This is a genomic window from Methylobacter psychrophilus (assembly GCF_025583945.1).
In the GTDB taxonomy this organism is placed as follows: Bacteria; Pseudomonadota; Gammaproteobacteria; order Methylococcales; family Methylomonadaceae; genus Methylobacter_C; species Methylobacter_C psychrophilus.
Map to the genome: position 1 here is coordinate 76,853 of NZ_JAOEGU010000012.1, position 26,150 is coordinate 103,002.

General features: G+C 39.9%; 32 protein-coding genes. 8 read left to right on the forward strand and 24 right to left on the reverse strand.

The window, feature by feature from the left end:
• Positions 1 to 158 precede the first annotated feature (158 nt).
• The 10 genes from hsdR to N7974_RS08265 all read right to left on the reverse strand — a co-directional run bounded on the left by hsdR (position 159) and on the right by N7974_RS08265 (position 7,898).
• Entirely contained in the window at positions 159 to 2,555 is a 2,397-nt protein-coding gene (hsdR, locus tag N7974_RS08220; protein ID WP_262965138.1) for an EcoAI/FtnUII family type I restriction enzme subunit R, read from the reverse strand.
• A 3-nt stretch (positions 2,556 to 2,558) separates the two neighbouring features.
• A complete protein-coding gene (locus N7974_RS08225) occupies positions 2,559 to 2,822 on the reverse strand; it encodes a DUF2442 domain-containing protein (protein WP_262965139.1) in 264 nt (87 codons plus the stop codon).
• A gap of 56 nt (positions 2,823 to 2,878) precedes the next feature.
• Positions 2,879 to 3,139: a Txe/YoeB family addiction module toxin gene (locus N7974_RS08230; protein WP_262965140.1), complete on the reverse strand. Its 261-nt coding sequence runs from the start codon at positions 3,137 to 3,139 to the stop codon at positions 2,879 to 2,881.
• A complete protein-coding gene (locus N7974_RS08235; protein WP_262965141.1) occupies positions 3,139 to 3,351 on the reverse strand; it encodes a hypothetical protein in 213 nt (70 codons plus the stop codon). Before N7974_RS08235 ends, N7974_RS08230 begins: the two co-directional genes overlap by 1 nt.
• Before the next feature lie 28 nt (positions 3,352 to 3,379).
• The gene (locus tag N7974_RS08240) at positions 3,380 to 4,597 is read right to left on the reverse strand and encodes a restriction endonuclease subunit S (protein ID WP_262965142.1); all 1,218 of its coding nucleotides are present in this window, start codon (positions 4,595 to 4,597) and stop codon (positions 3,380 to 3,382) included.
• Positions 4,594 to 4,920, reverse strand: a complete 327-nt coding sequence (locus N7974_RS08245; RefSeq protein ID WP_262965143.1) for a nucleotidyltransferase domain-containing protein — start codon at positions 4,918 to 4,920, stop codon at positions 4,594 to 4,596. The genes N7974_RS08240 and N7974_RS08245 overlap by 4 nt, the downstream gene beginning before the upstream one ends.
• On the reverse strand, positions 4,917 to 5,330 hold the full coding sequence (locus N7974_RS08250) for a nucleotidyltransferase substrate binding protein (protein ID WP_262965144.1): 414 nt from the start codon (positions 5,328 to 5,330) through the stop codon (positions 4,917 to 4,919). Before N7974_RS08250 ends, N7974_RS08245 begins: the two co-directional genes overlap by 4 nt.
• A gap of 15 nt (positions 5,331 to 5,345) precedes the next feature.
• Positions 5,346 to 6,797, reverse strand: coding sequence for a class I SAM-dependent DNA methyltransferase (locus N7974_RS08255; protein WP_262965145.1), 1,452 nt, complete (start codon positions 6,795 to 6,797; stop codon positions 5,346 to 5,348).
• A 128-nt stretch (positions 6,798 to 6,925) separates the two neighbouring features.
• Entirely contained in the window at positions 6,926 to 7,447 is a 522-nt protein-coding gene (locus N7974_RS08260) for a hypothetical protein (protein WP_262965146.1), read from the reverse strand.
• A gap of 109 nt (positions 7,448 to 7,556) precedes the next feature.
• On the reverse strand, positions 7,557 to 7,898 hold the full coding sequence (locus N7974_RS08265) for a hypothetical protein (RefSeq protein ID WP_262965147.1): 342 nt from the start codon (positions 7,896 to 7,898) through the stop codon (positions 7,557 to 7,559).
• Between the two features lie 283 nt (positions 7,899 to 8,181).
• Here N7974_RS08265 and N7974_RS08270 point away from each other — a divergent pair, with 283 nt between their 5' ends.
• From N7974_RS08270 to N7974_RS08305, 8 genes are all read left to right on the forward strand, one after another.
• Positions 8,182 to 8,553: a hypothetical protein gene (locus tag N7974_RS08270; RefSeq protein WP_262965148.1), complete on the forward strand. Its 372-nt coding sequence runs from the start codon at positions 8,182 to 8,184 to the stop codon at positions 8,551 to 8,553.
• A gap of 111 nt (positions 8,554 to 8,664) precedes the next feature.
• Complete coding sequence (locus N7974_RS08275; RefSeq protein WP_262965149.1) at positions 8,665 to 9,855, forward strand: MT-A70 family methyltransferase; 1,191 nt, start codon at positions 8,665 to 8,667, stop codon at positions 9,853 to 9,855.
• Positions 9,842 to 10,021 (forward strand): hypothetical protein, encoded by a 180-nt coding sequence (locus N7974_RS08280; RefSeq protein ID WP_262965150.1) that lies wholly within the window; start codon positions 9,842 to 9,844, stop codon positions 10,019 to 10,021. The genes N7974_RS08275 and N7974_RS08280 overlap by 14 nt, the downstream gene beginning before the upstream one ends.
• 762 nt (positions 10,022 to 10,783) lie before the next feature.
• A complete protein-coding gene (locus N7974_RS08285; protein ID WP_262965151.1) occupies positions 10,784 to 11,812 on the forward strand; it encodes a hypothetical protein in 1,029 nt (342 codons plus the stop codon).
• Between the two features lie 24 nt (positions 11,813 to 11,836).
• Positions 11,837 to 12,124 (forward strand): hypothetical protein, encoded by a 288-nt coding sequence (locus N7974_RS08290; protein WP_262965152.1) that lies wholly within the window; start codon positions 11,837 to 11,839, stop codon positions 12,122 to 12,124.
• A gap of 104 nt (positions 12,125 to 12,228) precedes the next feature.
• Positions 12,229 to 13,971, forward strand: coding sequence for a DUF262 domain-containing protein (locus N7974_RS08295; protein WP_262965153.1), 1,743 nt, complete (start codon positions 12,229 to 12,231; stop codon positions 13,969 to 13,971).
• Positions 13,972 to 14,216: 245 nt separating this feature from the next.
• Positions 14,217 to 14,531, forward strand: a complete 315-nt coding sequence (locus tag N7974_RS08300) for a hypothetical protein (RefSeq protein WP_262965154.1) — start codon at positions 14,217 to 14,219, stop codon at positions 14,529 to 14,531.
• Positions 14,532 to 14,785: 254 nt separating this feature from the next.
• Complete coding sequence (locus N7974_RS08305) at positions 14,786 to 15,466, forward strand: hypothetical protein (RefSeq protein ID WP_262965155.1); 681 nt, start codon at positions 14,786 to 14,788, stop codon at positions 15,464 to 15,466.
• Positions 15,467 to 15,904: 438 nt separating this feature from the next.
• Here N7974_RS08305 and N7974_RS08310 read toward each other — a convergent pair whose 3' ends face one another.
• The 14 genes from N7974_RS08310 to N7974_RS08375 form a co-directional block, all read right to left on the reverse strand.
• Entirely contained in the window at positions 15,905 to 16,108 is a 204-nt protein-coding gene (locus tag N7974_RS08310; RefSeq protein WP_262965156.1) for a hypothetical protein, read from the reverse strand.
• Positions 16,105 to 16,500, reverse strand: coding sequence for a DUF5681 domain-containing protein (locus N7974_RS08315; protein ID WP_262965157.1), 396 nt, complete (start codon positions 16,498 to 16,500; stop codon positions 16,105 to 16,107). Before N7974_RS08315 ends, N7974_RS08310 begins: the two co-directional genes overlap by 4 nt.
• Before the next feature lie 190 nt (positions 16,501 to 16,690).
• Positions 16,691 to 17,758: a DNA N-6-adenine-methyltransferase gene (locus N7974_RS08320; RefSeq protein ID WP_262965158.1), complete on the reverse strand. Its 1,068-nt coding sequence runs from the start codon at positions 17,756 to 17,758 to the stop codon at positions 16,691 to 16,693.
• Positions 17,759 to 17,824: 66 nt separating this feature from the next.
• Positions 17,825 to 18,214, reverse strand: coding sequence for a single-stranded DNA-binding protein (locus N7974_RS08325; RefSeq protein WP_262965159.1), 390 nt, complete (start codon positions 18,212 to 18,214; stop codon positions 17,825 to 17,827).
• Positions 18,211 to 18,669, reverse strand: a complete 459-nt coding sequence (locus N7974_RS08330) for a hypothetical protein (protein WP_262965160.1) — start codon at positions 18,667 to 18,669, stop codon at positions 18,211 to 18,213. The genes N7974_RS08325 and N7974_RS08330 overlap by 4 nt, the downstream gene beginning before the upstream one ends.
• Entirely contained in the window at positions 18,669 to 20,312 is a 1,644-nt protein-coding gene (locus tag N7974_RS08335; RefSeq protein ID WP_262965161.1) for a DNA primase family protein, read from the reverse strand. Before N7974_RS08335 ends, N7974_RS08330 begins: the two co-directional genes overlap by 1 nt.
• On the reverse strand, positions 20,302 to 20,727 hold the full coding sequence (locus tag N7974_RS08340; protein WP_262965162.1) for a hypothetical protein: 426 nt from the start codon (positions 20,725 to 20,727) through the stop codon (positions 20,302 to 20,304). The genes N7974_RS08335 and N7974_RS08340 overlap by 11 nt, the downstream gene beginning before the upstream one ends.
• 132 nt (positions 20,728 to 20,859) lie before the next feature.
• Positions 20,860 to 21,099 carry an AlpA family transcriptional regulator gene (locus N7974_RS08345; protein ID WP_262965163.1) on the reverse strand — a complete coding sequence of 80 codons (240 nt, stop codon included), beginning with the start codon at positions 21,097 to 21,099 and terminating at the stop codon, positions 20,860 to 20,862.
• Positions 21,100 to 21,429: 330 nt separating this feature from the next.
• The gene (locus N7974_RS08350) at positions 21,430 to 22,737 is read right to left on the reverse strand and encodes a tyrosine-type recombinase/integrase (protein WP_262965164.1); all 1,308 of its coding nucleotides are present in this window, start codon (positions 22,735 to 22,737) and stop codon (positions 21,430 to 21,432) included.
• Between the two features lie 293 nt (positions 22,738 to 23,030).
• Positions 23,031 to 24,047 carry a tyrosine-type recombinase/integrase gene (locus N7974_RS08355; RefSeq protein WP_262965165.1) on the reverse strand — a complete coding sequence of 339 codons (1,017 nt, stop codon included), beginning with the start codon at positions 24,045 to 24,047 and terminating at the stop codon, positions 23,031 to 23,033.
• Positions 23,957 to 24,265 carry a helix-turn-helix domain-containing protein gene (locus tag N7974_RS08360; RefSeq protein ID WP_243217314.1) on the reverse strand — a complete coding sequence of 103 codons (309 nt, stop codon included), beginning with the start codon at positions 24,263 to 24,265 and terminating at the stop codon, positions 23,957 to 23,959. The genes N7974_RS08355 and N7974_RS08360 overlap by 91 nt, the downstream gene beginning before the upstream one ends.
• A gap of 112 nt (positions 24,266 to 24,377) precedes the next feature.
• On the reverse strand, positions 24,378 to 24,866 hold the full coding sequence (locus N7974_RS08365) for a FlhC family transcriptional regulator (protein WP_262965166.1): 489 nt from the start codon (positions 24,864 to 24,866) through the stop codon (positions 24,378 to 24,380).
• Positions 24,867 to 24,877: 11 nt separating this feature from the next.
• Positions 24,878 to 25,468, reverse strand: a complete 591-nt coding sequence (locus N7974_RS08370; protein WP_262965167.1) for an STAS-like domain-containing protein — start codon at positions 25,466 to 25,468, stop codon at positions 24,878 to 24,880.
• 28 nt (positions 25,469 to 25,496) lie between these two features.
• Positions 25,497 to 26,045, reverse strand: coding sequence for a flagellar transcriptional regulator FlhC (locus N7974_RS08375; protein ID WP_262965168.1), 549 nt, complete (start codon positions 26,043 to 26,045; stop codon positions 25,497 to 25,499).
• Positions 26,046 to 26,150: the final 105 nt, after the last annotated feature.

Genomic DNA, 26,150 nt, shown 5'->3' on the forward strand with positions numbered 1-26,150 from the left:
ATTGACTGTTCTTCCCGCATGGAAACACGCATAAAAAACTACTTTAACTCTATGTGGCTTTAGCTTTTAAAGTCCATTCTGAGCGATCACAATCGGCCATTGACAAAAGCCGTTTTTCTATCTGAACTCGTAATAGACACTTAATCCGGCCAATGACATTAAGCAACCTTCAGTTCATACAAATGCTTCTGAAATTCTATAAACAACGAACTGATAGTAGCAACAGCCCCCAGCACTTCTTTAGCGTCTTCCAAAGAATGATATTTAATATTCAGCAAGGTTGCCAATTTCTCTTGGTCCAGTTCTTCCACGCCTGTTTCTATATATTTACTCAGTACAAAATCAATAAATTCTTTTTGTTGGGCATTTAAAAAAGCAAATATGTTGGATTGGGCAGCGGCTACTCGTGCTTCTCGGGTGATGGGTTTAATATCACTATTAAAAACATATTCCAAGACATCAAATAAGTCACTTTTCTCGGCATCAATCAGCTTTTGTAACGAAGTCAGTTCTTCTTTGCCATAACCAGCATCCGCCAATTTCTCAAGCAATATCTTGCGAGTCATGGGATGGCTCCAAAGCGTCCGTAATTCAGCTTCACTTTTAAACAAACCGGGTAATTCACCAAACAAATTATTTAAAAATTCTTCGGCTGAAATAGGTTTGCCATCTGCACTCCAGAACGAAGTGGACATCATGTGCTGAATCTCTCGTTCTTTTCCGTCTTTCAGCTTAATTTTAATCTTTTGTCGTTTCTTGCAAATACAGGGCGTTTCACCACAGGTGCCACAATTTTCAGGGGGTTCTTTTTCGCAGATACACGGTTGCTGATCACATACTTTACAGGGTTGGGGTAGTGGTTTAGGTTTGGTCGGACATTCACAAAGCGTGTTCCCACAAATTTCGCAAGGCAGTGCTTCTCCATCCCACTCCGGGTCGGAAAAATGATGATAAGCATCGACATAATCATAAATGGTGAAAAATTCCTTTCCATCAAATAAACGCGTGCCACGACCTACTATTTGCTTAAACTCTATCATTGAGTTCACCGGTCGCATCAATACAATATTTCGAATATTCCTTGCATCAACACCTGTTGAGAGTTTTTGTGACGTAGTCAATATCGTGGGAGTTGATTTTTCATTATCCTGAAACTCACGTAAAAACTGCTCACCTATTTCTCCGTCATTGGCCGTTACACGCACACAATAGTTTGGACTGGTTGATTTTTTATATTGATTAACCAAATCACGAACGGCGGCGGCATGTTCTTGGGTAGCGCAGAAGATAATGGCTTTCTCGTTTTGATTGGCATCATCCATATAAACCTGCACACGTTTGGCTTCACGGGCTTTTATCTCGATAATTCTATTAAAGTCGGTTTCGGTATACAGCTTGCCTTCTTCAACTTCACCTTCAATAAGCTGGTCATCACTGGTATAGATATAATCATCCAGCGTTGTCTGAATGCGTTTCACTTTAAAAGGCGTTAAAAAACCATCGTTGATTCCTTCCTTTAATGAATAGATATAAACCGGTTCACCAAAATATTTATAGGTATCAACATTGTCTTTACGCTTGGGTGTGGCAGTTAAACCCAACTGAACCGCTGGAGAAAAATATTCTAATATTCCTCGCCAGTTTCCTTCATCATTGGCACCACCACGATGACACTCGTCAACGATAATAAAGTCAAAATAATCGGCAGGATAAGCATCAAAATAAGGGGCGGGCTTACCCTCTGCATCCGTACCCGTCATAAAGGTTTGGAAGATGGTAAAGAAAATATTGCCATTGATTGGCACGCTGCCTTTTTTACTGATTTCTTTGGGGCTGATACGTACCAACGCATCTTCAGGAAACGATGAAAACGAATTAAACGCTTGGTTAGCCAAAATATTGCGGTCAGCCAAAAACAAAATACGTGGTCTGCGACCACCGTCACGGTTTAAATTCCAGCGGGTTTGAAATAATTTCCAGGCAATTTGAAAAGCAATGGCTGTTTTTCCGGTGCCGGTAGCAAGGGTTAACAAAATGCGGTTCTGGTTGTTGGCAACGGCTTCCAAGGTATTATTGACGGCTATTTCCTGATAATAACGTAACTGCCATGTGCCACCTTTATCTTCATACGGCACGGCAGAAAATTTCTCTCGCCATTCGTTCTGTACCGCAAAGGTTTTAGCCCATAATTCATCAGGTGTCAGGTAATTGGCAACCAAGCCTTCTTGCCCTGTTTCCATACAGATACTATAGATTTGTTTACCGTTAGTGGCATAAGTGGTTTGCAGGGATAATTTTTCGGCATACTGTTTTGCCTGTGCAACCCCTTCGCCCACCGCTAACTGATCACTTTTGGCTTCTACGACAGCCAGTTTGATGCCTTTATACACCAACACATAATCAGCCGTCAGTTTCTTACCTTTGATGCCACCCGTTTGTATTTTACCTGCCGTGATATGGTATTCACGCAGGATTTTAGAATCTTCAATTACGCCCCAACCACAGGCTTTTAAGTGGGGGTCTATCAGTTCGGCTCGGGTTTCTGCTTCGTTCATAACTTAAGATAACAACCATTCGTCTTTTTCAGAAATTACCTGATACATAGTGTCAGGAGCAGGAGCAAGATCAATTTCATCATCCCCCCATGAAACAAAACCGTCCGTGACTTTTATTTGCTTAAAAAAATCAGGGTTTTTCAGCTTTTCAAAAACACTGTATAAATAAGACGGCAAAAATTGAACTTTGCCCGTTAAACCATCGGCAAAACGCACGCTAAAAGACAGTTCGTCTATAATTTGAGCTTCAAAAACATCGTAATACATAAAACCCCGCCTTTAAGGTTATAACCTATTTGCGCTAAATAATGCTGATCTTGGCATTATTCATAATGTGTCCACATCATCATAACTTTTATCGCCTGTTCTTCTTCTAACACTTCGTAAACAAGTCGATGTTGCTTATTGATGCGTCGTGAGAGTGCGCCTTTTAATTCCCCTTTTAGAACTTCAAATTCTGGCGGATAAGCATAGGGCTGTTCAGTGATTAAGTTCAACAGTGCTTCAACTTTGCTTTTTAAGTTAGAAGATTTTATTAACTGCGCATCTTTTTTAGCTCGACTGGTGTAATAAATTCGATACATTACCAGTCCAAGGACTCGGAACATTGATCCAGCGGGGTATTTAAACCGTCAATAATCGCCTGCTTGCTGTCCGCATTGTTTGATAAATAATCTGTGTCTGTTTGAGTGTTAATCCGATTTTTTAAAAACAAGACAAAGTCTAGCACCTCTTTTTGTGATATTAATGGCAGTGTATTAATTTCTTGATTAATGATGTCTGGCAAGGTATTCATGATACTCTTTCCTTTTTAAAGGTATGGGTCACAAACGGTAACATAATTCACCGGCAAAGGCTTTTTGCAGGATGGATTTTTTCAACTCGTCCAAGTCGTTTATTTTTTGCTGGTAAATGGCTTCTAATTGTTTGGTTTCTACTAACAGGGCATCCAGTTTTTGGACGATGGTTTGTTGTTCGGTTATAAGTGAAATATTGAAGATTTTAAAAGCCCTAATATCTTTCATATTAATATGTTCAACCGTTGCCCCTGTTGAATGTGATAATAATTGTTCTTGTACATCCTTTGAAAGGATTAAATATGCTAAGAACTTAGATATTATTTTGTTCTTTTTAGGTCTGATTAATACTGTTCGTTGACCTAAACAAACTTTAATGTTTTCTGGGATTACACCAATGTTTCCAGCTGGCGCCTCTCTTGCTAAAATTAAATCGTCTGTTTGGGGGATTGCACGTCTTGTCCATTCATTATAAGTTTCCTCTGAAACTCTATTTACGCCATCTAAAATCAAGACACCCTTTCCAATATTAGGTGTCCGAATAGATGGATAACCTGTTTCTTGTATCGGTGCTGTTTTGTGTTCACAGTCAACTATAAGCTCGCAAAGACTATCTAATGTTTCAAACTCGGAACCATGTAATTTATTCTCAAAAACACTCTGCAAATAACTCTCAAACAGTTCTTTGGCATTTTTGAGATTCTGTTCGGCATTGGTTTTTGCTTTGGCTATGGCGGCAAAGGCTTCATCTAATATGGCGACTATACGTTGTTGTTCTGGGAGTGGGGGCAGTGGGATTTCAATTTCTTTTAAAATTTTCACTGAAGCAACATTTTGTATTGCTGCTCCTTGTGAATATTTTTTCAAACTATCTTGAAAATTTTCACTTTGCATCCACAATTTCAAAAAAATATTTGATACTTTTTTCGATGGACTAAGGATTAATAAAGCTTGATTAATTATTCCCTGCTTGATATTTTTGGGAACAACTGCAATTTTCCCCATAGTGCCTGAACAGCTCATAATCAAATCGCCAGAATTCAATTCAAATCTTTTCATTTCATTAAATTTTTTTTCATCAATAAAATATCTGATTTTATCAAACTGATCATAAATAGCATGTTGTTGCTCATAGACAGCATACCCATCTTCTTTGAAAATATTCTTCTTTAAACTTCCGCCAAAAGGCCCTCGAATAAAGCTACAAACCTCCCCCAACCTCTTAACTTCCCACCCCGATTTCATCCTATCACCTTAGTATCTTCCCGCTCATAAATCACCAGTCCCACCCGATCAATATGTTCAATCAATGCCCGATTTTTTATGTCGCTGTAATTTTGCAAATCGACGGTATAAGGCAAATCGGTATCGGCTAAATCCAATAACAGGTCTGCGACTAAATGCCGGTCGATGCCTGTTCCCACCAACACTAAATCAACATCACTACGCTCATGAAAGTTGCCTTTGGCGCGTGAGCCATACAGTTTTACTGCGTCAATTTCAGGATGTTTCTTAAACACCTGTTGTAAAAGTGCCAGTTGTTCGGGCGTTAAGCCGGTTATACTCATGGCTCGTTGATTTCCGTCAACAACTGCAAGTACCACTCTTGCAGCATCGGTAAATAATCATCGGCTATCGATTGAATGACGGCTTCAAATTTAACAAAATCGTAGGTGTGGCTCATTAAGTTTCTATCCCCGATCATTTTTAACCAGGTGTCAGGATCGTTAATGTATTTTGCCGTAAAAGCTTGCCTGATAACGGCTTTGGGCGATATTTGATCTAATACGATGCCGTCATTTTCCATTTTATCTTTTAATACTTTCCACGCCAGTTCAAACGTATATTCAAAGCGTTGGATAATGCCTTCTTTTTCTAGCTGGCTGAGTGTTGCCATGTCATTTTCCATGGCTTCGCGCAGCAATAAAAACGCACGGTTAAAATTAGCAAAGCGTTGTTTCCAGCGAACATCTTGCATGGTCTTTTTCTCCTGTTAGAGCAGCGTTTTGATAGTCGCCAGAATTTTGGTGCTTTCTTTATCCAATGCTGCTATGGCTGCCAGAATATCTGCTGGTTGACGCAGTGCGGCTTCTGCTTTTTTATTGGGATTTTTGGCACTTAAATCAAAAGTGGTTTGGTCTATGTCTTTTACGGCAATGCTCCAAGAATTTTCACTCTCGGCTTTGGTCTTTTGCAATTCTACAAACTCTGCCAAATCCTTTTCATTCAGGGCATTGGTTTTGCCCAAGTTCCTGTCCAGATTGAGTTGATAGAACCAGACGTTTTGGGTAGCACTACCTTTTTCAAAGAACAACACCACGGTTTTTACACCCGCACCGGTAAAAGTTCCGCCGGGTAAATCCAACACGGTATGCAGGTTACAGTTTTCCAGTAACAATTTGCGTAGGCTGACAGACGCATTATCGGTATTGCTTAGAAAGGTGTTTTTAATGACCACACCACCTTTGCCACCAGCCTTTAGGATTTTAATAAAATGCTGCAAAAATAAAGAAGCGGTTTCCCCCGTTTTTATCGGGAAATTTTGCTGCACTTCTGCGCGTTCTTTGCCACCAAAGGGCGGATTAGCCAATACAATATCGTAACGGTCTTTTTCTTGAATATCGGCAATATTTTCAGCAAGGGTATTGGTATGCACAATGTTGGGTGCTTCCACGCCATGCAAAATCATGTTCATAGTGCCAATAATGTACGCCAGTGATTTCTTTTCTTTACCGTAAAAGGTTTTCTTTTGCAGGGTTACCACATCCGTGGTCGTTAATTTTTTGCTGTGCTTTAAATATTCAAATGCTTCACATAAAAATCCGGCAGAACCTACGGCCCCATCATAAATGGTGTTGCCAATCTCGGGCGCAACGACTTTAACAATGGTTTTAATCAAGGGTCGTGGCGTGTAATATTCACCACCGTTACGCCCTGCATTACCCATGTTTTTAATCTTGTCTTCGTACAGATGACTCATTTCATGCTTTTCTGCATGTGTCCGAAAACGTAGTTCATCAATACGATTAATCACTTCCCGCAGGTTATAACCACTTTGGATGCGATTCTTTAACTCGGAGAATATCTCACCAATCTTGTATTCAATGGTATCGGCACTATCCGCAGACGCTTTAAATTTTTTAAGATAAGGAAATAACTCAATGTTAACGAAATCAAGAAGGTCATCACCCGTCAAGGCATTGTGGTCAATGGCACCATTTTCTAATTTGGGTGCTGCCCAGACAGTCCATTGATATTCAGATGCAATAATAGGTATGTACGTTTTGCCGGAAAGCTCTGCTTCAGTCGCTTTGTCCCTTTCCAAATCATCCAAATACTTTAAAAACAACACCCAAGACGTTTGTTCAACATAATCCAGTTCACTGCCACAACCGGCATCTTTGTGCAGGATGTCATCTATATTTTTAAAAGTCTGTTGAAACAAAGTGGTTTTTCCTATTGATGATTTTGATTATTGTTAAGACAAAGACCGGCAAAAAATGAAATGACATGTCATCTTTTTCATATTTTTTAATGGCACGGCTCTTTTGATATAGTTTAATCTTTAATCCATCATACCAAATAATGCTTCCATAGGTCGGTTTGATAGCCACGCCCACACGAAATGCGTGTCTTGGTTTGCTGTTTCCAGACATTGTAGATCGGGATGGTGAAGTCAGTGATGTGATTTGCGGCGGTTTTATGGTTTTGGTTTTCCAGTACCGTTTCCACAAAAGTATTACAAATATCGCCTACTACAGTTCTATTCAATCCCACCGCTTCCCCAATTTGTTCCTGCGTGTGGCAAGCCAGCCAAAGATCGAATATCTGTGCATCCCGCTTTACTTTCGCGTCTTTGACGATACGGGATAACCAGTCAGATACCTTTTTTATTTTGTTGCCAAGTGAGTCATAAACAGCATTTTGCCAAACTTTTATGCGCTCAGAATCGGTTTTTAAGCCGGTTAAAAGCGGCGTTAAATGACTTTCTGTTTTGGGTAAAAAGTGCAAAAATTTTGCACTTTTTATCTCTTTTAATGCTGGATTATTATTTTGCTGAAAAGCTATTTTTTGTGCTAAATCGGCGGAGTCCATTAATTGATAACTGCGCCTTTTCCTAAAATACCAACGGTCCCTTATGTAAGCATCAAAAGTCGTCCATTTCGATTTTTTGCAACCATCATCACCGCGTATCTTTACTTCCTTATATAAGCCAGTATTGCGTATCTCCATCAATAACAAACCGTTTTAACGTCCTGATTATCTCGTTTGCGTCAGTTTGGTTATCATCTTTTAACTCATCGCGTATGACTTCACGGACTTCTGGCTCAAAGGCTAAGAGTAAAACTTCGGTGTTAATATCCAAATGGAAACTCAAGTTTCCATTTGACTTGGCAATACTCATATACTTTCTGCATTGCTGTACGGTCATAGGAATATTGGCTTCAACCCATTTAATAAACTGGCCATGGGGTTTCTTTGCTTTAATCTGGTTTAATTCATTACCAAAAGCAATAAGGCTACTACCCGCTTGGTTTAAGTACATCAAAGCCCTGATTTTGTGTTCTTACCGGGTTACCATCTCATTTTCTTCCTTGCTTACCTGGTCCCATATCTACTTCTTAACGTCATCGGGTACTTGGATCAGTGGGCGTAGTTGACCTATAACACGCACGAATTCTTACACTCGCTATCTGAACGTTTGTGCAACAAAGCATAACCTTAAGCTCCAGTACCATTATTTTGAATTCCAACTATAATTTGTAGGAAATAATTTTTTGCTTCCTTAAAAAAGCGCATAGATCAATGTAAAAGGAAAATTAAGTCGAATGAGCTACGATGTTATCGTTTTGGCATGTGAACAGCTGAGTTATAGAGATAAATTGCGCCTTGCACAATTGTTAATACAGGCAGCTAGAAAAGAGGAAGAAAATACAAACCCTAAAAATCGTACTGAGCCAGAATCAGTTAAGAAAATTAAAAGCACGCCAGATTCTCTGAAAGAAAAAATCACTATCGAATATGTCATAGAAAGGCTGCTAAAGCTAAGGCCCGTAAAGAAAACATCACTGTCTAATTCAATTAAAGCGATGTACCAATTCCAAGGTGGAATTTCTGATTCTGACATAGAGAAAATCATGTCTGAGTTGCAAAGGCTTAAGTACATAAATATTGAAGAAAATATTGTTCGCTACCTGTAGCGCTATATTTTTTGGCAACGTTTTTTCAGAAGAAACTTTATTTGGCCGTAAATATTATGCTGCGTTACATGCCTTTATAAAGATTAACCCCCGTTAATAACGAGAAAAACCATGACCGAAAATTCATTTTATTACCTTCCCCATCCTATTGCCGAACTATTCCCATTAATGTCTGGTGCTGAATTTTTGGAATTGAAGGAAGATATTAAAGCGCACGGACTGTTGATTCCAATCATCTTGTACGAAGGCCTAATATTAGATGGTCGTAACCGTTTTAAAGCCTGTCAAGAAACAGATATTCCTATACGCACAGTTGAATATACCGGTTTAAATCCTGTATCCGATGTTATCAGCATGAATCTCAAGCGGCGGCATTTGAATAGCGACCAAAGAGCATGTATCGCCGTAGATGCTTTGCCTTTTTTTGAAGCGGAAGCAAAGAAACGGCAAGTGGAAGCGGGAAAATTGTATGGTGAAAACCATCCACAAGAGGTTAGCCAAAAAATTGGCAAAGCTCTTGTTACCGATGGTACTAAACAAAAAAACAAAGTTAATCATGCTAACTGTGCCAGCCAGCAAGCCGCAGAACAATTTAGCACTAATCGACAATATGTAGATGATGCCAAGAAGCTAAAAGCAGAAAATCGTGAATTGTTTGAACAAATAAAGTCCGGTAGCGTAAAACTTATCCAGGCAAAGCGAGAAATAAAAGAGACAAATAGGGAGTCGGCCCGTCAGGAAAACAGGAAAAAAATAATCGCCAATATGGAAGATAAACCTATCATGGAATTGGATATTAGGTTTCCCACTATCGTGATTGACCCGCCATGGGATTGGGGTGATGAAGGTGATAAAGACCAGCTTGGACGTGCCAAACCAGATTATCACACGCTATCTTTTGAAGAATTAATGGCATTACCGGTAAACAATTTAGCCATGCCGGATGCACATATTTATCTTTGGATTACTAATCGTTCCTTACCTAAAGGGTTTGATTTGCTGAAGCAATGGGGATTTCGTTATATAACCTGCATTACCTGGGTAAAGCCGAGTTTTGGTATGGGTAATTATTTTCGAGGGCAGACAGAGCAGGTGTTATTTGGTGTTAAAGGTTCGCTTGGTTTAAAAAGAAAGGATGCGTCAACGTATTTTAATGCGCCGCGTGGTGAAAACGGACACAGTTCAAAACCAGTCGAGTTTTATAATTTTGTAGAATCATGTTCGCACGGACCCTATCTTGAAATGTTTTCACGGCAGAATCGGGTGGACTGGACTTCGTGGGGTGAAAATGGATACCAATAATGATGATAAGCAAAATGGTTCTTTTGATTTTAATACTCAATTAGAAATGAGCCAGGGTGTAGTTGAATGTTCAGCTATTGAATCTATTTTATTATCACAGATAAGCGGGGCGCTTAATGTTCATGCAATCCATGAAGTTAATGATCGAAATGGTGTTGATTATTGAGTTGAGCATGCCAGTGGTAAGTATATCGGTGTTGATTGTAAGGTTCGTTCGCAGGAATACAGTCTAAAAGGGTGCGCTCAACAACCTGACCGAGTATAAAGATTTATGCGTGGAGCAATCCTTACGCGCATCCTACATAATGCAATAATATAGGCAAATTATTACATTATGTAGGTTCGTAAAGGTTTACACCTTAGCTAATATTATCTACAAAGAGTCCATTCAAAATAACTCAAGCTGAATTATAAATCGCCAATATATGTGATGTACTTCTGTCAATGAACGGCCAGGCTTGAATGACAACTGTACAGCAGGATGAAGTTCCGCTCACGACCCAAACCAGCCATAGAGATTTAGTTTTTCACTCCCCTAAACCTGCCATTCGCGAAGATCAGTAAGCGACCTACGAGAGTCAATCTTTCCAGATTTTTCAAATAGCAACATAACACCAGAAAGCCGACAGCCGATTCTAGAAAACCCTCTAATACATGTCATATAGAGTCCTTCGCAATTACGCTACATAAAACTGCTTGCCAATTAGCTCATACGTTTGCGGTGTCGTTTAATCAAATAGTCTTCTATTAAATAGTTTTCTCTCACCACTAATTTTTATTAAGAAGCATCAGAGAAGGTAAAATTAATGCCAACTCAAACTTTTCGGGATAAATTGATAAATAAGTTCCCTGTAAGGAAAAAATAGTGATATACTTCTTTTCGTCGGGACATATTTAATCCTGCGTTCATTTATAGGTGAGGTGAGTTATGGCAGATTTGGCAAAAATAACAAAAGATGATGCAAAAGAAGCTGCAATAAAGTTTTTGGGTATTTTAGCTATGTGGACAGATTGTCTTTTTGATGGGAAGGCAGGTGCTCGACTATTAAATATTGACCAACTGAGTTATGAGGGTGGAGATATTCATTACGATGGATCTACAGAAGCTCTTGAGTCGTATATATTGAGTAGCAATTTAGCTGAAGCTGTTTTTGTAACAAAAATCGAACAGATTTTCGAATTTGCAAAATGGGGGACTGGGTCAATAAAAAATGAACTTGGTGATCACTTAATAGATGGAAATCACTTAATAGATTTGTTAACAGAATTTGGATCGTTCCGTAATGTTTTTGAGCGTAAACCTGGTCGTAGATTAGGACAAATGACTCTCCCATCTCTATCTTTTAAAAATGATGGAGTGAATAATCTTGAAGCATTTAATATTAAAGGGAATTTTATTTTAGATATTTTGCTGACCGTTACCGATGCAGCCTATGCAAGGTGGAAACTTACGGATTATCATCAATTGACGCTCGAAGAAATAGCATTACTTGCAGGAGTAGGTATAAAAACTGTTAGAAATGCAGTGAGCTCTAAAGGACATGATCGATTAGTAATAGCTGCAGGCGAAAAAGACATTGATCCTGAGGAGGCTTATAGGTGGTTGCTCACAAAGAAAGGTTTTACAGGTCCATTTTCATACGATGCGGAACCTAGTTATGAATCTTATGAAACATTAGGGCAATTTAGACACCATTGTTTTATTTTACGAAAACTATCAAATCTTGAAATTGCTGATTTGTCTAAAAGTATGAATTGGGATGAGCCGTTAACCGAGGCTTATATAAGACTTGAAAACTTAGACCCTACTGAGTCGTTACATTTGTTGACGCCAACTATCTTAATGGCGCTGGGAAATTTTTATCAATCAAAATACCTAACGACATTTGTGGTTGAAGGAAGCAAAATATTAGCATCAGTAGTCGCTGAACTTCGCGCTAAAACATTATTTAACTGACCTAAATAAATTAAGGGAACTGTCATGATTTTAACAAAACACACAGAAGTCCGAATACAACAACGCTGTATACCAGAGCTTGTTTTGGATTTACTCCTTCAATATGGAGAAGTTGAGCATCAGTATGGAGGGACGGATTTGGTTTATTTTAAATCTAAAAGCTTTACCAAGGCACGCAAACACTTAGAAAATATGCTGAAGGAATTCGATAAAATGAAAGACACCTATTTGGTTAGGAGCAAACAAGATGAAAACAATATCATTATTACGTCAGGTTATCTACAGGGCAGTCCGAGGACAAAAACCAAGTGAATGTTAAAAATCTTGTTATCAGAATAACCTTAATTTAATCGAGTAGCATATATTTATTCTGCTATCCCAAAATCTAATTTTGTAGTAACAATAAGGAAGATATAGTGTCGTACGATTCAACAACAATAGCTAATGTACTTGGAAAACTTAACAAATCATATTTTTTACCTGATATACAACGTCCATTTGTTTGGGATACCGATCAAATTACTCGTCTATTTGATTCATTGATGCAGAATTATCCGATCAGTTCTTTCTTATTTTGGGATGTGAATGAAAAAAATACAGAAGAGCGAGAAATCTATAAATTTATAATAGATTTTAGGTGTGGCGAAAATCAAGATGAAAAAATAGATTTGCTAAAAAATGACAATATAACTTTAGTTATGGATGGGCAGCAGCGACTAACCTCACTGATGATCGGTTTAATAGGATCCTATTCAGATCGCCCAAAGAATCAGCGTAAAAACCCAAATGGTCCGATTAAAAAGGCACTTTACCTGGATTTACTTAAAGATCCATCGGCAGAAATGGAAGATGACGATAACCCTAAACAGACTCGCTACGGATTTGATTTTTTTGAAACCCCACCTTCACGTTATAGTTCTACTAAATTTTGGTTTAAGGTAAGTGATATTCTTGATTGCAATAAAGATACATATCGAAAACGTCGGCATGCTTTAGTTGAGCAAGCAGGATTACTATCAAAAGAACAACTAGATGTTTTTGAAACTAATTTTGAAAAACTTTATGACGTTATTTGTCAAGATAAGTCAATCTCTTATTACACAGAAACAAGCCCATCTTATGACAAGGTTGTTGAAATTTTCATTCGGGCAAATGATGGCGGCACAAAGCTCAGTAAGTCAGATATATTAATGTCAATGCTTACCAAGAACTGGACTACAAATGCACGGGATGAAATAAATAATTTGGTTCTATATTTGAATTCAGAGCTTGAAAGTAAAAATGATGTTAATCGAGATTTTATTTTAAGAACAAGTTTAGTGTTCTGTTTAAAAACAGATTTTTCATTAAAGACTCAAAATTTTACCCAAAAAAATATCAAATTAATTGAAGCTAATTGGCTAAATATAAAAAATGCATTAGAGCTCTCATTTAGAACAGTAAATTTTTTTGGAATAGACAAGCGTAATTTGACGAGTGTAAATGCGATTATGGTAATAGCCTATTATTTTTACGGACTGCCTAATCTTGATCATGCAAAAAAAATGGCAATTGACCCTGAAAATCAAAAATTAATTAGGCAATGGTTGGGTAGCGCACTTCTTAACGGTATTTTTACTGGTCAAGCTGCAAATACTATTGGTATGGCAAAACGAGTAATTGACGATGAAATAGGCTCGTCTAATTATTTTCCTGCAAAATCATTAGTCACTAAAATGACTTTGAGGGGTCGTCTAGTCTTAGAGTATGACAATGTTGCCATAGGGAAATTTATGGATATCAGTTACAGCAAAAAACTTGGTTTTGTAGCATTATCAACCCTTTATGATAATAACAATTGGGCAAATGACCATTATCAAAAAGTTAGTCTTTTTCCGAAAAAATTATTTGACAATGAAAAGTTGCTCAGTCTGGGTGTTTCTGAAAATGAAATAGACTTACATATAAGTCGTATGCCTAATTTATTACTACTATCGCGGGATGAGATCATCGAAAAAGAAGAAATGGATTTTAGTATATGGATTCAATCACGCAATGATAATTTTTTCGATCAGCATTTACTTCCCAAAGACATGGCTTTATACAGGCCAGAAAAATTTTTGGGATTCATTAAACATAGAGAAGAACGGATTGAAAATCGGTTAAAGTCATTGTTTTAATTGGCAATGGCTATAACTATGTAAAACAGATAGTTCTGCTTATAACTATACATTTTCAGATAAATAATTCCTATGCCAACAGATACCATCCCTTGAATGAATGGTATCTGTTGAAGATTTAAACGACGTTTCATGGAAATTTAATTTCTGAAAAACTATAGCTAAAATATTCTTAATCTAATTATCTTTTGTTTACAAAAAGTCACCTATAAATTTCCTAATTTCAAATAACTGGAGAAAACCGCATGAATACAGCAGATTCAAATATTGAACAGCCAGGTAGAACGTTCTTGAAATCGACCTCACACGTTAGGGTTTTGGTTAGTCGAGGTAATTATCTTCGGTCAGTCGCGGTAGGCTTGCAATTCGGAGTGATTCACTTTCCTGGTGAGATTATTTCCGTAGTTGTATGGCCTTTATTTACAAACATAATAGGCTCTCTTTATATGGCAATAAGCAATCTGACTTTCGTAACTAGAGCTGCAATTGAGGCTATCTATGTAGGGTTTACTGGTCACCTTGATGCAACTGATGAGCCTATCGAGTATGAAGATGAATAACATTCACGCATTGTATTGGTAAGAAATATTTTTAGTTAAACAAATTCAGTGACTTTCGATTATGGTGAAACATCTAAGCAGTAACCAGAACGCTTTCATGGTGTATCTTAGCGCTGTAATTGCGTAACTCAAAGGGTGGCCTATGCCACCTTCTTTTTAAATTGGCTAGCAATTTTAGACGCTAAGCATTTATTATGGAATAAAACATGTTACCTAAGCACGGAAAATTACAATGTAGAGAATGTTACACATCTATGGATAACGAATTAATCCAACCACATCCTGAGTGGAGAATGATTAACGACCCTGGAGCATGGGGGGGTGATATCCCTGAATATTTAGTACTCGGTTTTTCAAAAGGCGCAACGCAAGCAGGTATATATAAAAAAGGTAAATTTGAGGATATAGCCTTTGCAGGAATGCGGCCAAGATTAACACAAGCATTACAAGCTTTAGGTGCCTTAAAGGTTCATGAAACAGCAGACGAAAAGATCAATGACCCTAATTCTAATATAGGATTCGGCTCATTAATTCGTTGCAGTGTATCTCGCATAGATAAAAAAACCTCCGATAAGACAGGAAAAGATGTATATGCTTGCACTGGACCTTTAATTACAAAGTCTTTTAAAGAGATACCACACATAATTAAAAAATGTTCCAATAAGTACCTAACTAGCATTCCTACTTCTGTAAAAGTTGTATTCTTCTTAGGAAATACTGATTCATATGTGCAAAGTTGCCAATCACTTATTAAGGAACTATTCCCTAGAGATTTCATGGCAATAAACCCCATGGCTGTTAAAGCTGATAATCGTTTATGGATACATTTAGCTCATCCATCAGGCTTAAATGGACACTTTAAAACGTGGCTAACTGCAAATACAGGGTCAGGATTAAAGCGCATTCACGCAATAGATGCCATGAAAAATATTTAGAGTAATCAATTAAATTCGTTCGAAAAATGCATGCCAGATGGTGCGCAAAAAACCGCGCACCAATCATTCGTAAAAGTTATCAGCAATATTACATAGTTTGCGCAACTATTATTTATTGTACTCTGACGGTCTTTGAATGACAGTTTTAGAGTCGTATCTGCTGTTTAGTGGAAGCATATATGGATCTCTTCTTGGCATATTGTCGAACTTTATTCTGCTTTATTCATCGCCCTAAAGCGGCCATTCGCGTCCGGCGGCTTCTGGCCGATTTTTGCCCTTCGCAATCGATCGCAACAAGCGTTCGCTATAGGTTAGCCTAAGCAACCAGTTACGTTTTGCGATCAGTTTGTGCGTGGTAATTACACAAGCATTTTCTGAAAATACCTGTTTCAACACTACATTTAAATCCCCCCCAATATTCTTGGGCGTTGATCAGTTTTAACTTCGTTTCTTCTCAGAACTCGGCCTTAATGCTGTGCCTATCGCACTCCGTATCAGTGCATCTACCTCGGCCGCACTTGGCAATTCATCAGGCATGGCACATCCTTGTGATTTGCAAAGTATCTCGATAAATTCGGCAATACCGTCATTAGCGCTTGCAGCCTTGCCTTCCAACTTGGACACTCTTGATTTAACGCTCACCTTAACCCCTCCAATTTCTCAATTCGCTTGGTCAAATCATCAATCTCAACGATCTTGGACTGACTAGACAATGCATTTATTAATTGACTACCAATATCTGGTGCTATCTTACCTGTCACTATGGACCTGATGATTTCGTTGCCTTGATCAGCAAGCGTCTCTTTAACGGGCAAGTGTACCGCCAAGACTTCTGGCTTCAATGCAGGCACGCACCTGTTCAGTAATGTTGCTGCTGCTTGTGTATCGCCAGATAAAGCCGCATCAATCAAGCTTTCGATGATTTCTGGCATGGCTTCACTAATCGCCTTCCTGAGCATCAGTGGTGCGGTTTTATTTTTCGGTCGACCTTTCGGATTGCCAGACTTTCCGGGGGTGAATTTTGATTCTGCCATGCCTGTTTACTCCTGTTAATAACAGGTTTTAACCCATATATTAAACCTTATGGACAAGGTTGAACTACTAATAAATCCTTGTCATTTAGCTAAAGTCAGAATGGGTGAATTACTCATTCACCCGTCCCTGCATGTTCCGCCTCCCAGATAATTACACATAGCCAAAACGCGGATATTGTGACTACGGAATTTAAACTTTTGATGGCGAACGGATGCAGATTTCACCGTACTTCCGAAATTCGTTTTCAAACTTCGCTTTTTCGCAGCCTTTGTAAAAAAATGTCTGCCCTTGCCGCGTTGCCATCACGGCATCGCCATTCTCGAACGCAATTCGGCCTTTGGTAAAACAAACACTGTCACACATTTTCAATAAGCGGTGGAACCAGAGAGTGTCGGATGAGTTGTTGGTGAGTACAATCCATTGGTGCGCATTGGATTCCAGTAGTTTGTCTACGAATAAATAAGTGTCGGGGGAGGAATATGGCGGGTTCAACCAGATGTTACCAGCCCAGTCATAATCCAAGCCATTATCATTTTTCGTGTAATAAGTCGTTGCTTGAACGACCTTTTGCGCGGTGTCAGATGATGCTGGATCAAGGTCTATCTGCCCCATTGTTAGCCTTGCTGCCTCAATAAATCTTTCCGGCGTGTACCACTCGTTTTCACCAGAATTATTACTAACATGCGTATTGCCAGACTTTACAGCTTTGTAGGCTTCGTAAATACTCACTTCGCCAGATAAAACCTGTTCTTTTATTTCTACCGTGGCGTCCTTCCAAACCCTATCAGCCATAGCTACTTTGCCCGTACTCCAGCCTAATTCGTTGGCTATGGTGTCGCGGGTGTTATGCTTTGGAGCGGCGTTGTCAACTATTGACAGCTCCGCTATTTTGTCACCTATTTTGTCACCGCCGTTTTCAGCATGTTTAACCTTACCAACCTCTAGCAATATCTCTTTCTTTGACTGCATTAGTTGATACTTCCAGCCGTCCGTTAAGTTTCTACGCCCGGCTTGGTTTTCGATCATCCACAATTTAGCGGACAAACTATCAGCAAAGTCTTTTTTTACAGTACTGAACGGCAATCCATGTTTGGTGCAAATTTCGTAGCGGTTATGTCCGTCCACCAGTGTGTTGTTAAAAACCACCAGCGGCTCTCTGCATCCGTCAGCAAGGATATTTTTCTCAAGCTGGTTGTATTCCTCCTGTGACAAGGGGGGTATCAGTGCTTTAAATTCTGAGTTGATTAAGATTTTCATTTTCGCGATTCCTGTTGCGTCTCTCGACGGGTAGTTGTTACCGCATTGCCGTTTATGTCGATGATTTCAAAAATTAATTTTGTCGTCATAAGGGTGCGGATTATTGCCGGTGGCAGGATTACCCGCTGCATCCGGTTTCGGTGTCGACTTACGTTTCTTTATGTCGTAGGGCGACAAGCTATTGTTTGTGACGATAGAAAGCCCGTGCTTGGTCTCTCCGGTATTTTTATCAATCCATTCGGTAGGCTTTAGGCTGCCAATGACCGCCAAACTATCACCCTTCTGTAATCTGGCTATCTTTTCGGCTGTATCGGCAAATGCAATACCCGAGATAATGGTGGGTTGATCTTCACCCGTCGCCACTGCTAACAAAAACTGAGTAAAGTGATTACCCGTTTTTCCAGTTCGTAGTTCGGGTGTCTTGATGAGTTTCCCAGCTATTAATGCGTCAATCATGGTGTAATTCCCCTTGGTGGATTCATACGCCGTAACCATTCAGCATGTTCTGGACTGTTTGCCACAACTTCGATGGGTTTTCCGTTTGGCGTAAAACAAGTGACTATTAGTGCATCATCGTTAACGACATAATCTTTATATTCGATTGCAGCATTAAATTTGGTGCATTGGTGTAGGGTTTCGCTCCATAAGCTGTAAAAATTATTGTCCACGCCAACGAGACAATTGCCAGCTCCACGGCCGTGCTGGTTGTGGCATTTAAAATTTAAACATCTTCCGCAACTGACAACGGCGTTGTTATTTTCAGCTTTTAACTCGCTAACGATCTCGGCTTTGTGCGACTTTAAAAACTCCCGCTGGTTTGTTGTTAATTGACTGCTGGGCGTGATTTCAAAACCATCGCCACAAAGAGAAACATCAAAGCCAGCGTTTTTGATTTTTGAAAGCGAAGTCATTAGAAAATCTCCGTATCATCATTGATGATATTTCTTTTTTTTACAAACGAGTTTATGCCATCACTATCATCACTTCCATCACTGGCGCGGGTTTGCTTCATCACTCTTTCATCACCTTTTAACATTTCTTCATCACAAAAAAACTTATTAGTGATGGGCGTTGCGTGTTTAAAGTGATTGTCTTTTCTGATTTGAAGTCCCTGAATCCGCTTCCCTTTGTTGTTGGGTGGAAGCCCTGTTACAATTATTTTAACTTGTTCGCAAACGTCTAAAATGTGACTGCTAAACCGCTGTAAGGCGACCGGATGTATATTGTTGTCCTCGCACCATAACTCATAGTTCGGGTATAGTTTTTCATTCCTAGCAGAGCTGATTTCATTGTCATTTTTCTTGCGTTTCATGCTGCCGCCCACATAATGCAAAAAATCAGGATTGATGATTAAGTTGCTATCAATCCACGCCGCTATTTTATTAGTTTCGACTAGGTGTTCGCGTTGTACCTGGGTAAGTTCGCCATTGATGCCGCCGATGGCTTTATTAACTTCTTCAGCAGTCATTTTCATTACCCAATTAAGCAGCCCCGCCAGTTCGTTGTGCATTGCCTTTTCGATGCCACCTTCGGCCTTCCACTTCGCTTTATCCGCATCAGTGACTTTATAATTGAAGTTGACTGGCATCCTGCGCCGTATCAGGCCACTGGTATAATCGGCGCTCTGGATCGCTTCATTTGATGCAATCACAACGACACCGTCAAATTCGAAACTGCCGGATTGCTGGACATTTTTCTTTTCTAGGCGCACTGGATCACCGCCGGTGATGGCTTTTAAAACCGAAACTTCGCCACCATAGCGGCTTGAATCGTTAATGATCGCCAAGCGTTTTCCATAGAGTGATGCTGCTTCGAAATGGTTGGTTTCAAGGTTCTTTAGATCGGTAACTGTGTGGTTTTTCTTGCCTATAAATGAAACTAACAAGCGTACCAGGGTGCTTTTACCTGTGCCGCCAGCACCAATCAACTCCAGAAATTTCTGAACATCCCCGCCAATCAATGCCATTTTGAAAAATGCACGGATGATATTTACAGCTTCAAGATCATGGCCGCTCGCAAGCCAGAGCCAGCGTTTAATAACGTCAATTCTTGCATCTTTATCGTAGGCATAAGGAAGCTGCCAATTAAAACGGTGTGTTGGTTGATAATCTACTAACGTCATGGTTCTGGTGTCGAGTACACCATTAAGCATCGGTAATAAGTGGTTCGTACTACTCCATTCGTCAAGCAAAAGATAAATACTCAAAAATGATTTTATATTGTTCAGCTTGCACAAGGCATAACCTTCCGATAACTTCGCGTCCAATGACGGCATAATTCTTTGTAATATTTTTTTTTCGGATGTAACAGTCCATAGGCCGTTTTTTTGTGTATACCATTCATTATTTACTTCGTCGAACAAAAGGGAGTCGGTGAAAATGTTCGCTATTTTTTTAGCTAAAATGGATTCTTTGTCATGATTTTCTTCATCACTTTTTTGATTTAGTGATGAAGGAGTGATATCTGCAGGCCGCGTCAGTGATGGTGGTGATGGAAGTGATGAAGATTTTTTAGCTGCCACAATTTCATCATCGTCAATTTTGTCAGGCAACATTTTTAGCCCCCTTTTTCCCGGGGTATATCTGCAAACATTCGCGAATCTGCACAAAAATTTGAGTTTTGGTGTCAAAATAATGGCTATCAGAGTCGTGATCGACAAACAATGGCTGCACACACACGTTTAAAGCACCGGCTATTTTTAGACATCGGACCAAATCTATCACGAGTGATTCAGGCGCGGCTTTTTCCCACTCAACGAGACAGAGACAGCCGCTGACTGGCCATTTCAGGCGATGGGGTTCCATATCAGGCGTTAATACGAGTGCTGAAAAGTTGGCATACTTTTGCCAAATTTTCGCATTTTCCCATGCGTTGGCACCGACTTCGATAAAAACTAATGCGGGGGGATTTTTAAAGCGCATGCGCTCTGCGAGTTGTTTTCCGTAAGCGGGATATCGTGGAGTTTTCATTTCGATAATCCTTTGGCCGCGTCCGTATCTTGTAATTCATCTGCCACACGGGTTAAACTCTCACCCGAGGGAACATCAACAGAATCGATGAATCGTAAAAAGCTCGGCCTAAGTGGGGTTAGGTTGGATTTTTCACGCGCGGTTGTGGCTTTTTTCAATTATCCATATGTCGACTTCTCGTTCGAGAAATCCCATGGCACGTGTTGACAATGAAATTTTTTTAGGGAAGTCGTTGCGAGTGATCAGTGTATAGATGGTTGACCGACTGAGGCCGGTGCGTTTTATCACTTCCGGAAGCCGGATTATTCGATTTGGGGCGCTGTTGCTTTGTTTGATGTTCTTTGGGGCGCTGTTGCTTTGTTTGATGTTCATCGTAATCTCCGAATTGCGTCATCTCGACGTGGGGGAAATTTAAACTTTTGTGGATTTGGGATTCAATATAGCATAATTTATAATTTTGCAATGTTTTATTTTGTTTTTTTAATGCCAATAAGCGTTAATTAGAAATCAATATAAAACATAATGCATTAAAATCAGTCGGTTGTGGTCGTTTTTTTCTCTTATGAAATAGTCAATAAATTAAATGTGTCGCTATATGTAGTGCAGTAGATGCAAATAATTACTACATGTTGATACTCCTTTTTAGGCTTGTTCCTTTAATCGGCAACACTTGCGCTTATTGGCAGGCGTGAACGATAAAAATTAGCTGGTTTTGTTGTGCAGTAAAACTACGTTAGAGTTATCTATTTTTACTAACAAATAAAGTCTGTCGCCTAACACCTGCCATGCTTGAGCCTGTTCCATTTCCAATTTTTGCCGCTGGTAAATACGCTTAACTTTATTTTCTTCGGTATGGTTAAGACATTTCTCGGTGACATCCGGTGCAATACCCAAATCACCCATGATAGTAGCGCCCGTACGCCGTAAATCGTGCGGTGTCCATTTGCCGCCAGTCAAAACCAGTGCTTTATTATCTTTAGAGTGGCAACTTAATATATTTTCTGTTTGACGGCTCCCAAGTTGCTTGGTGATAGATTTCTCGGACACATGGCTAGAGCCGCCCCGATTAGGGAACAACCATATGTTATTGCTGGCGTAACTGGTTAAAACTTTGAATTGCTCAAGTGCAAAGTCTGATAAATAAACCGTGTGAGCCTTGCCGTTTTTGCTGTTTTCTTTGGGGATAGTCCAAGTCTTTAATTCAAAATCAAGATCAGAAAACTTGGCTTTGGATAATTCACCGATACGACACATCGTTGACAGTGCTATCCAGACGGCGCACTCAGTCGATATTAATAAATGTGCATCAGGCATTTGACGCGCCAAGGCTCTAATTTCACTCTCGCTTAAGGTTCTGTCCCTTTCAGTTGGTTTGGTGGTCATCTTTGCAATGCTAAGGCTTGCCGTTGGATCAAACTCAATTAGGTCATAAGTAACAGCAAATCTGAACATTTGTCGAATTAGCTTTAAAATATTCCTAGCAAGATGGTTGACACCGCGCTTTTTTAATTTCCCGATTAATAATGAAACATGCCCCTTGCGTACATCCTCGACGAATAAATCCTCCAAGTCTGGCAATACATCCTTTTCAAACATCCGGGTTATCTCGTTAATATCCTTGCGTGCAATCAAATCAGTCTCGCACCAGTTAACAAATAAATCCCTGACCGTAATACGCGCACTAAGTTTGGCTATGGCCTCCTGTTCTTTTACCTGCTGCTGCTTTGTTCTTTCTAGTTCGAGTGTTCTTTCAAGGCTTGGGTCTTTGCCTTGCTTGATAAGTTCTTTGTATGTATCACGTTCTGCGCGTGCCGCAGGTAGTTCTGCTGATTTTAAGGTCAGCCATTTTTGCTTACCATCAATCCGGTAGAAGAATCTAAACGATATGGCACCGCCTTGAGTGATAGGCCGAACGCGAATATATAGATTTCCACCATCTGGTATTAACTGTTCTTTGTCGGTAGCCTTTACATGCTTAAAAGTCAGTGTTTTTATTCTGTTGATAGTCATTTTTATTTTCCTTGTCTTTTGGAAAAAGGGAATGGTTTGCGAAAATCAATGAGTTAACTTGGTTTTCCGGGATAGCATCCGGGATAGCAATTAAACTGATTTTTAATGTATGTTATTGTACGTTGCTGAACGTTAATATCCAATAACATAATGAATTTAAAGGGGGTTTATGGCTTTATCGGATATCGTTGAATGTTAAAAAACAACAATTTACCGTTCTGGGGGACAAGGGGTCACAGGTTCAAATCCTGTCGTCCCGACCAATTGAAACAATGACTTACGGGTTTTTTACTCTAGTCAATTTTATCCAGTGTAGTAAATTTGTCACAACTTCTTGAATTTTCCGCATACCCTTCCAAGTGTCGACTGGATAGATGAGCGTATCTTAGCACCATACTCAAATCAGCCCACCCTCCTAATTCTTTAAGTATATGTAATGGTGTTCCATTTTGGATATGCCATGATGCCCATGTATGCCTTAAATCATGCCACCGAAAATCTTCAATGCCAGCGCGTTTTAATGCATTACGCCACGATTTGGTGCTCGCATCATTAACTGTTTTACCTTTAAATGTAAATACCCGCACAGCATGCTTACCAATTTGGCTACGAATAACCGTGAGCGCATCGTCATTTAAAGGAACGGCGATGGCTTTCTTGCCTTTTGCCTGGTCAGCATGAATCCACGCACAACGCCGTTGTATATCTATTTGCCGCCATTCAAGTTTGGTGACATTGGATTCTCGTAATCCTGTCGCTAATGTAAACCGCATCATTGCTTGAAGGTGGTCCGGTAACTCCTTCAATAAGTGAGTCGCTTCATCATGGGTAAGCCAGCGGACTCGACCTGACGGCTCTGGCAATAAACGAATACGAGGTACTGAATCAAGCCATTCCCAGTCATTTTGTGCGCGGGTCAGAATAGACCTTAATATTGCAAGCACCCGATTGACAGTTGAATTACTAACACCTGTCTGTTTTTTAGCCTGTTTTATCTGGTCTATCATGATCTTATTTATCTCATCAAGTCGGTTATTTTGCAAATGTTCATTAAGCCATCGCAAGTGTACCTTATCTGTTTCGATGCTTTTTTTGTGGCTTTGTTCAGTTAACCATCTGACGACGGCTTCTTGCCAAGTATGGCGGGGTTTATCACCCAAATTTTTAACTCGCCACGTCTCTGCTTTTAATTGATCATGTAATTGTTGTGCCTCCTGTTTTATTTGAGTCCCAGCAGTTTGTTGTACTCTGCGTCCGTCAGGTGCGGTGAACTGAATCCACCACGTTTCTTTTCGCTTGTAGATTGACATGGTTTTTTATCCTCTTGCGTCGATTTGTCAATCACTTGCAGTTCTCGCCGGGGTTCAGAATAACGCCCGGACACCCAATCAGCAAGATGTTCTTTAACAAAAATCCAGCATTTCCCTGCCTTTCTTCCCGGTACCTGTCCAGCCCTGGCTTTACGGCGTAAGACTTCTGGGTTCATTTTAAGAAAGCTGGCGGCTTCATTTAAATCTAGCGTATTCACATTTTCTCCGGTGCAGTATTGGGTCACACACAGTCTATGATGCTGTCACGTACGATTGGCTAATCAACAAATATCAGATATTTTGCAATCCATTTTAAAACGCCATGATTAATTAAAAGTCTCTATTTGTTTCGGTGACCTTAGTTTTGCAAACACAGCAACGCTCTACATTATATTCGCGTGCATTTAATAGAACCGGTGCGCGACAATGGTGACATTTGATAATATGAGTTATACCGCGTTGCAAATCTCTTACGACTACCCAGGCCGCAGAAAAATCAAGTTGACTGACGGGATATGATTTTTTATAAATATCAAAAGCGTTAATAATGATCCGGATGTCGCTGTTCTGGCTTCTAGAGACGACTTTTTCAAAGCAAACTGCAAACAATGTCACCTCTTTGTACTTTTTGAGCGTCCTGGTCAGTCCTTGCGTTGAATATTTTAATGCGCCCGGATGCGCAGAGCAGCCATGAAACTCCCGATAGGTTTTCCGAAGCAGTGGTTTGGATAAGCCGGTTTCCCGATGAACAATTGAAACTCTGGCATGACGTTTCAGTAACTCCAGTGCCAATAACTGTTTATTGATGGTTTTTAACATACACCACCTTATTAGAGTGAGCCACTTAGACCCAGCAGAACATCCACTACGTCATGGCGTTGGGTGGTCATGCTATGAATAAAGTGAGTTGTAAAACGTGGCGAAAAGCATAACCATCCGGATTGGGCGATATGCCGAATATCTTCAATAGATAACTGAGTAAGAGCTAAGCGCATGTCGTCTTCCCCAATACCCATCGTCAACTCTGCCAGTAGTGAGTTTTCCTTGGCTAATTCACGTGCCTTGATTAACCAGGCTACATTCAGCTCATAAAAATCTACGTCACAGGCCTTGTTTGTAAACAGTGTCCGTTGTTCAGAATAATCATCTGTATTTTTAAATGACCATTGTATACAGGCTTTAATAGAAGAACTGACGTTAGTTAACTGTAATTGCTGATTTAGAAATTCGCTGCCAAATTCTGTCACCAGTGGCTTAATAAAGGCCTGAAAAAATTCCTCAGCAAGGCTGTCAACGTCGGTAAAATCTATCGTTAATGGTTGATGATTAACAAAACATTCACGAGCTAATCGTGCCAGATTACTGCCGTGACAAGGTTGGAGTGTTTGTCGATCTGCGATGCTGCTAACAACGATATACACTTGGGTTCTCCTGGTCGGTTATAAAGATTCACTGGTTAAGCTGGTTAAGCTGGTTAGGCGTCAGTGACCCTGATTTTGTAGTGTTTTTTCGGGGCTTAACGGTCATCCATCGACGTCTTCCTGATTTATCTGCCCAGACCGCGCAGATAGGGCATTGCTGAAAGGGTTTTGGCATATTATTTACCACCACATAACGGGCTTGGCACTGTACGCATTGCACCAGGCTTATTACACCGGCAGTCAATTGTCCGGACAGCTGCCAGGCACGATTGATGTCCAGTAAAACAGCATCGGAAGCATTTGCTTCCAGCTTGCCGGGATTAGGGTTAGTCGTAACGACACGGCAATACAAGTCATAAGCAGTAATGAGCATCTCAGCAGTGCAGGGGACTTGGTTTTGCTGTTGAGAAAAGTCGTGGATAAGGCCAAGGAAGATTGATACATGACAGTTATGTACCGAGGATCGTACAATCCAAAAGGGATCATAAGGTAACATACCTTGTCGGGGTGAGCGCTGGTGAATAGTCTTGTAAAGACGTATGGCTGTTTTTTTGCCTAGGTTCTGTTGACGTTTCACCAATCCGGTAGAATAAGCCATTTTGAATGAAATGAAGCGGATAAAATTAAGTGATGAAGAGTGGACTCGTATTTTGGCAAGCTTAAAAAAATTGCCTGGAGTTCA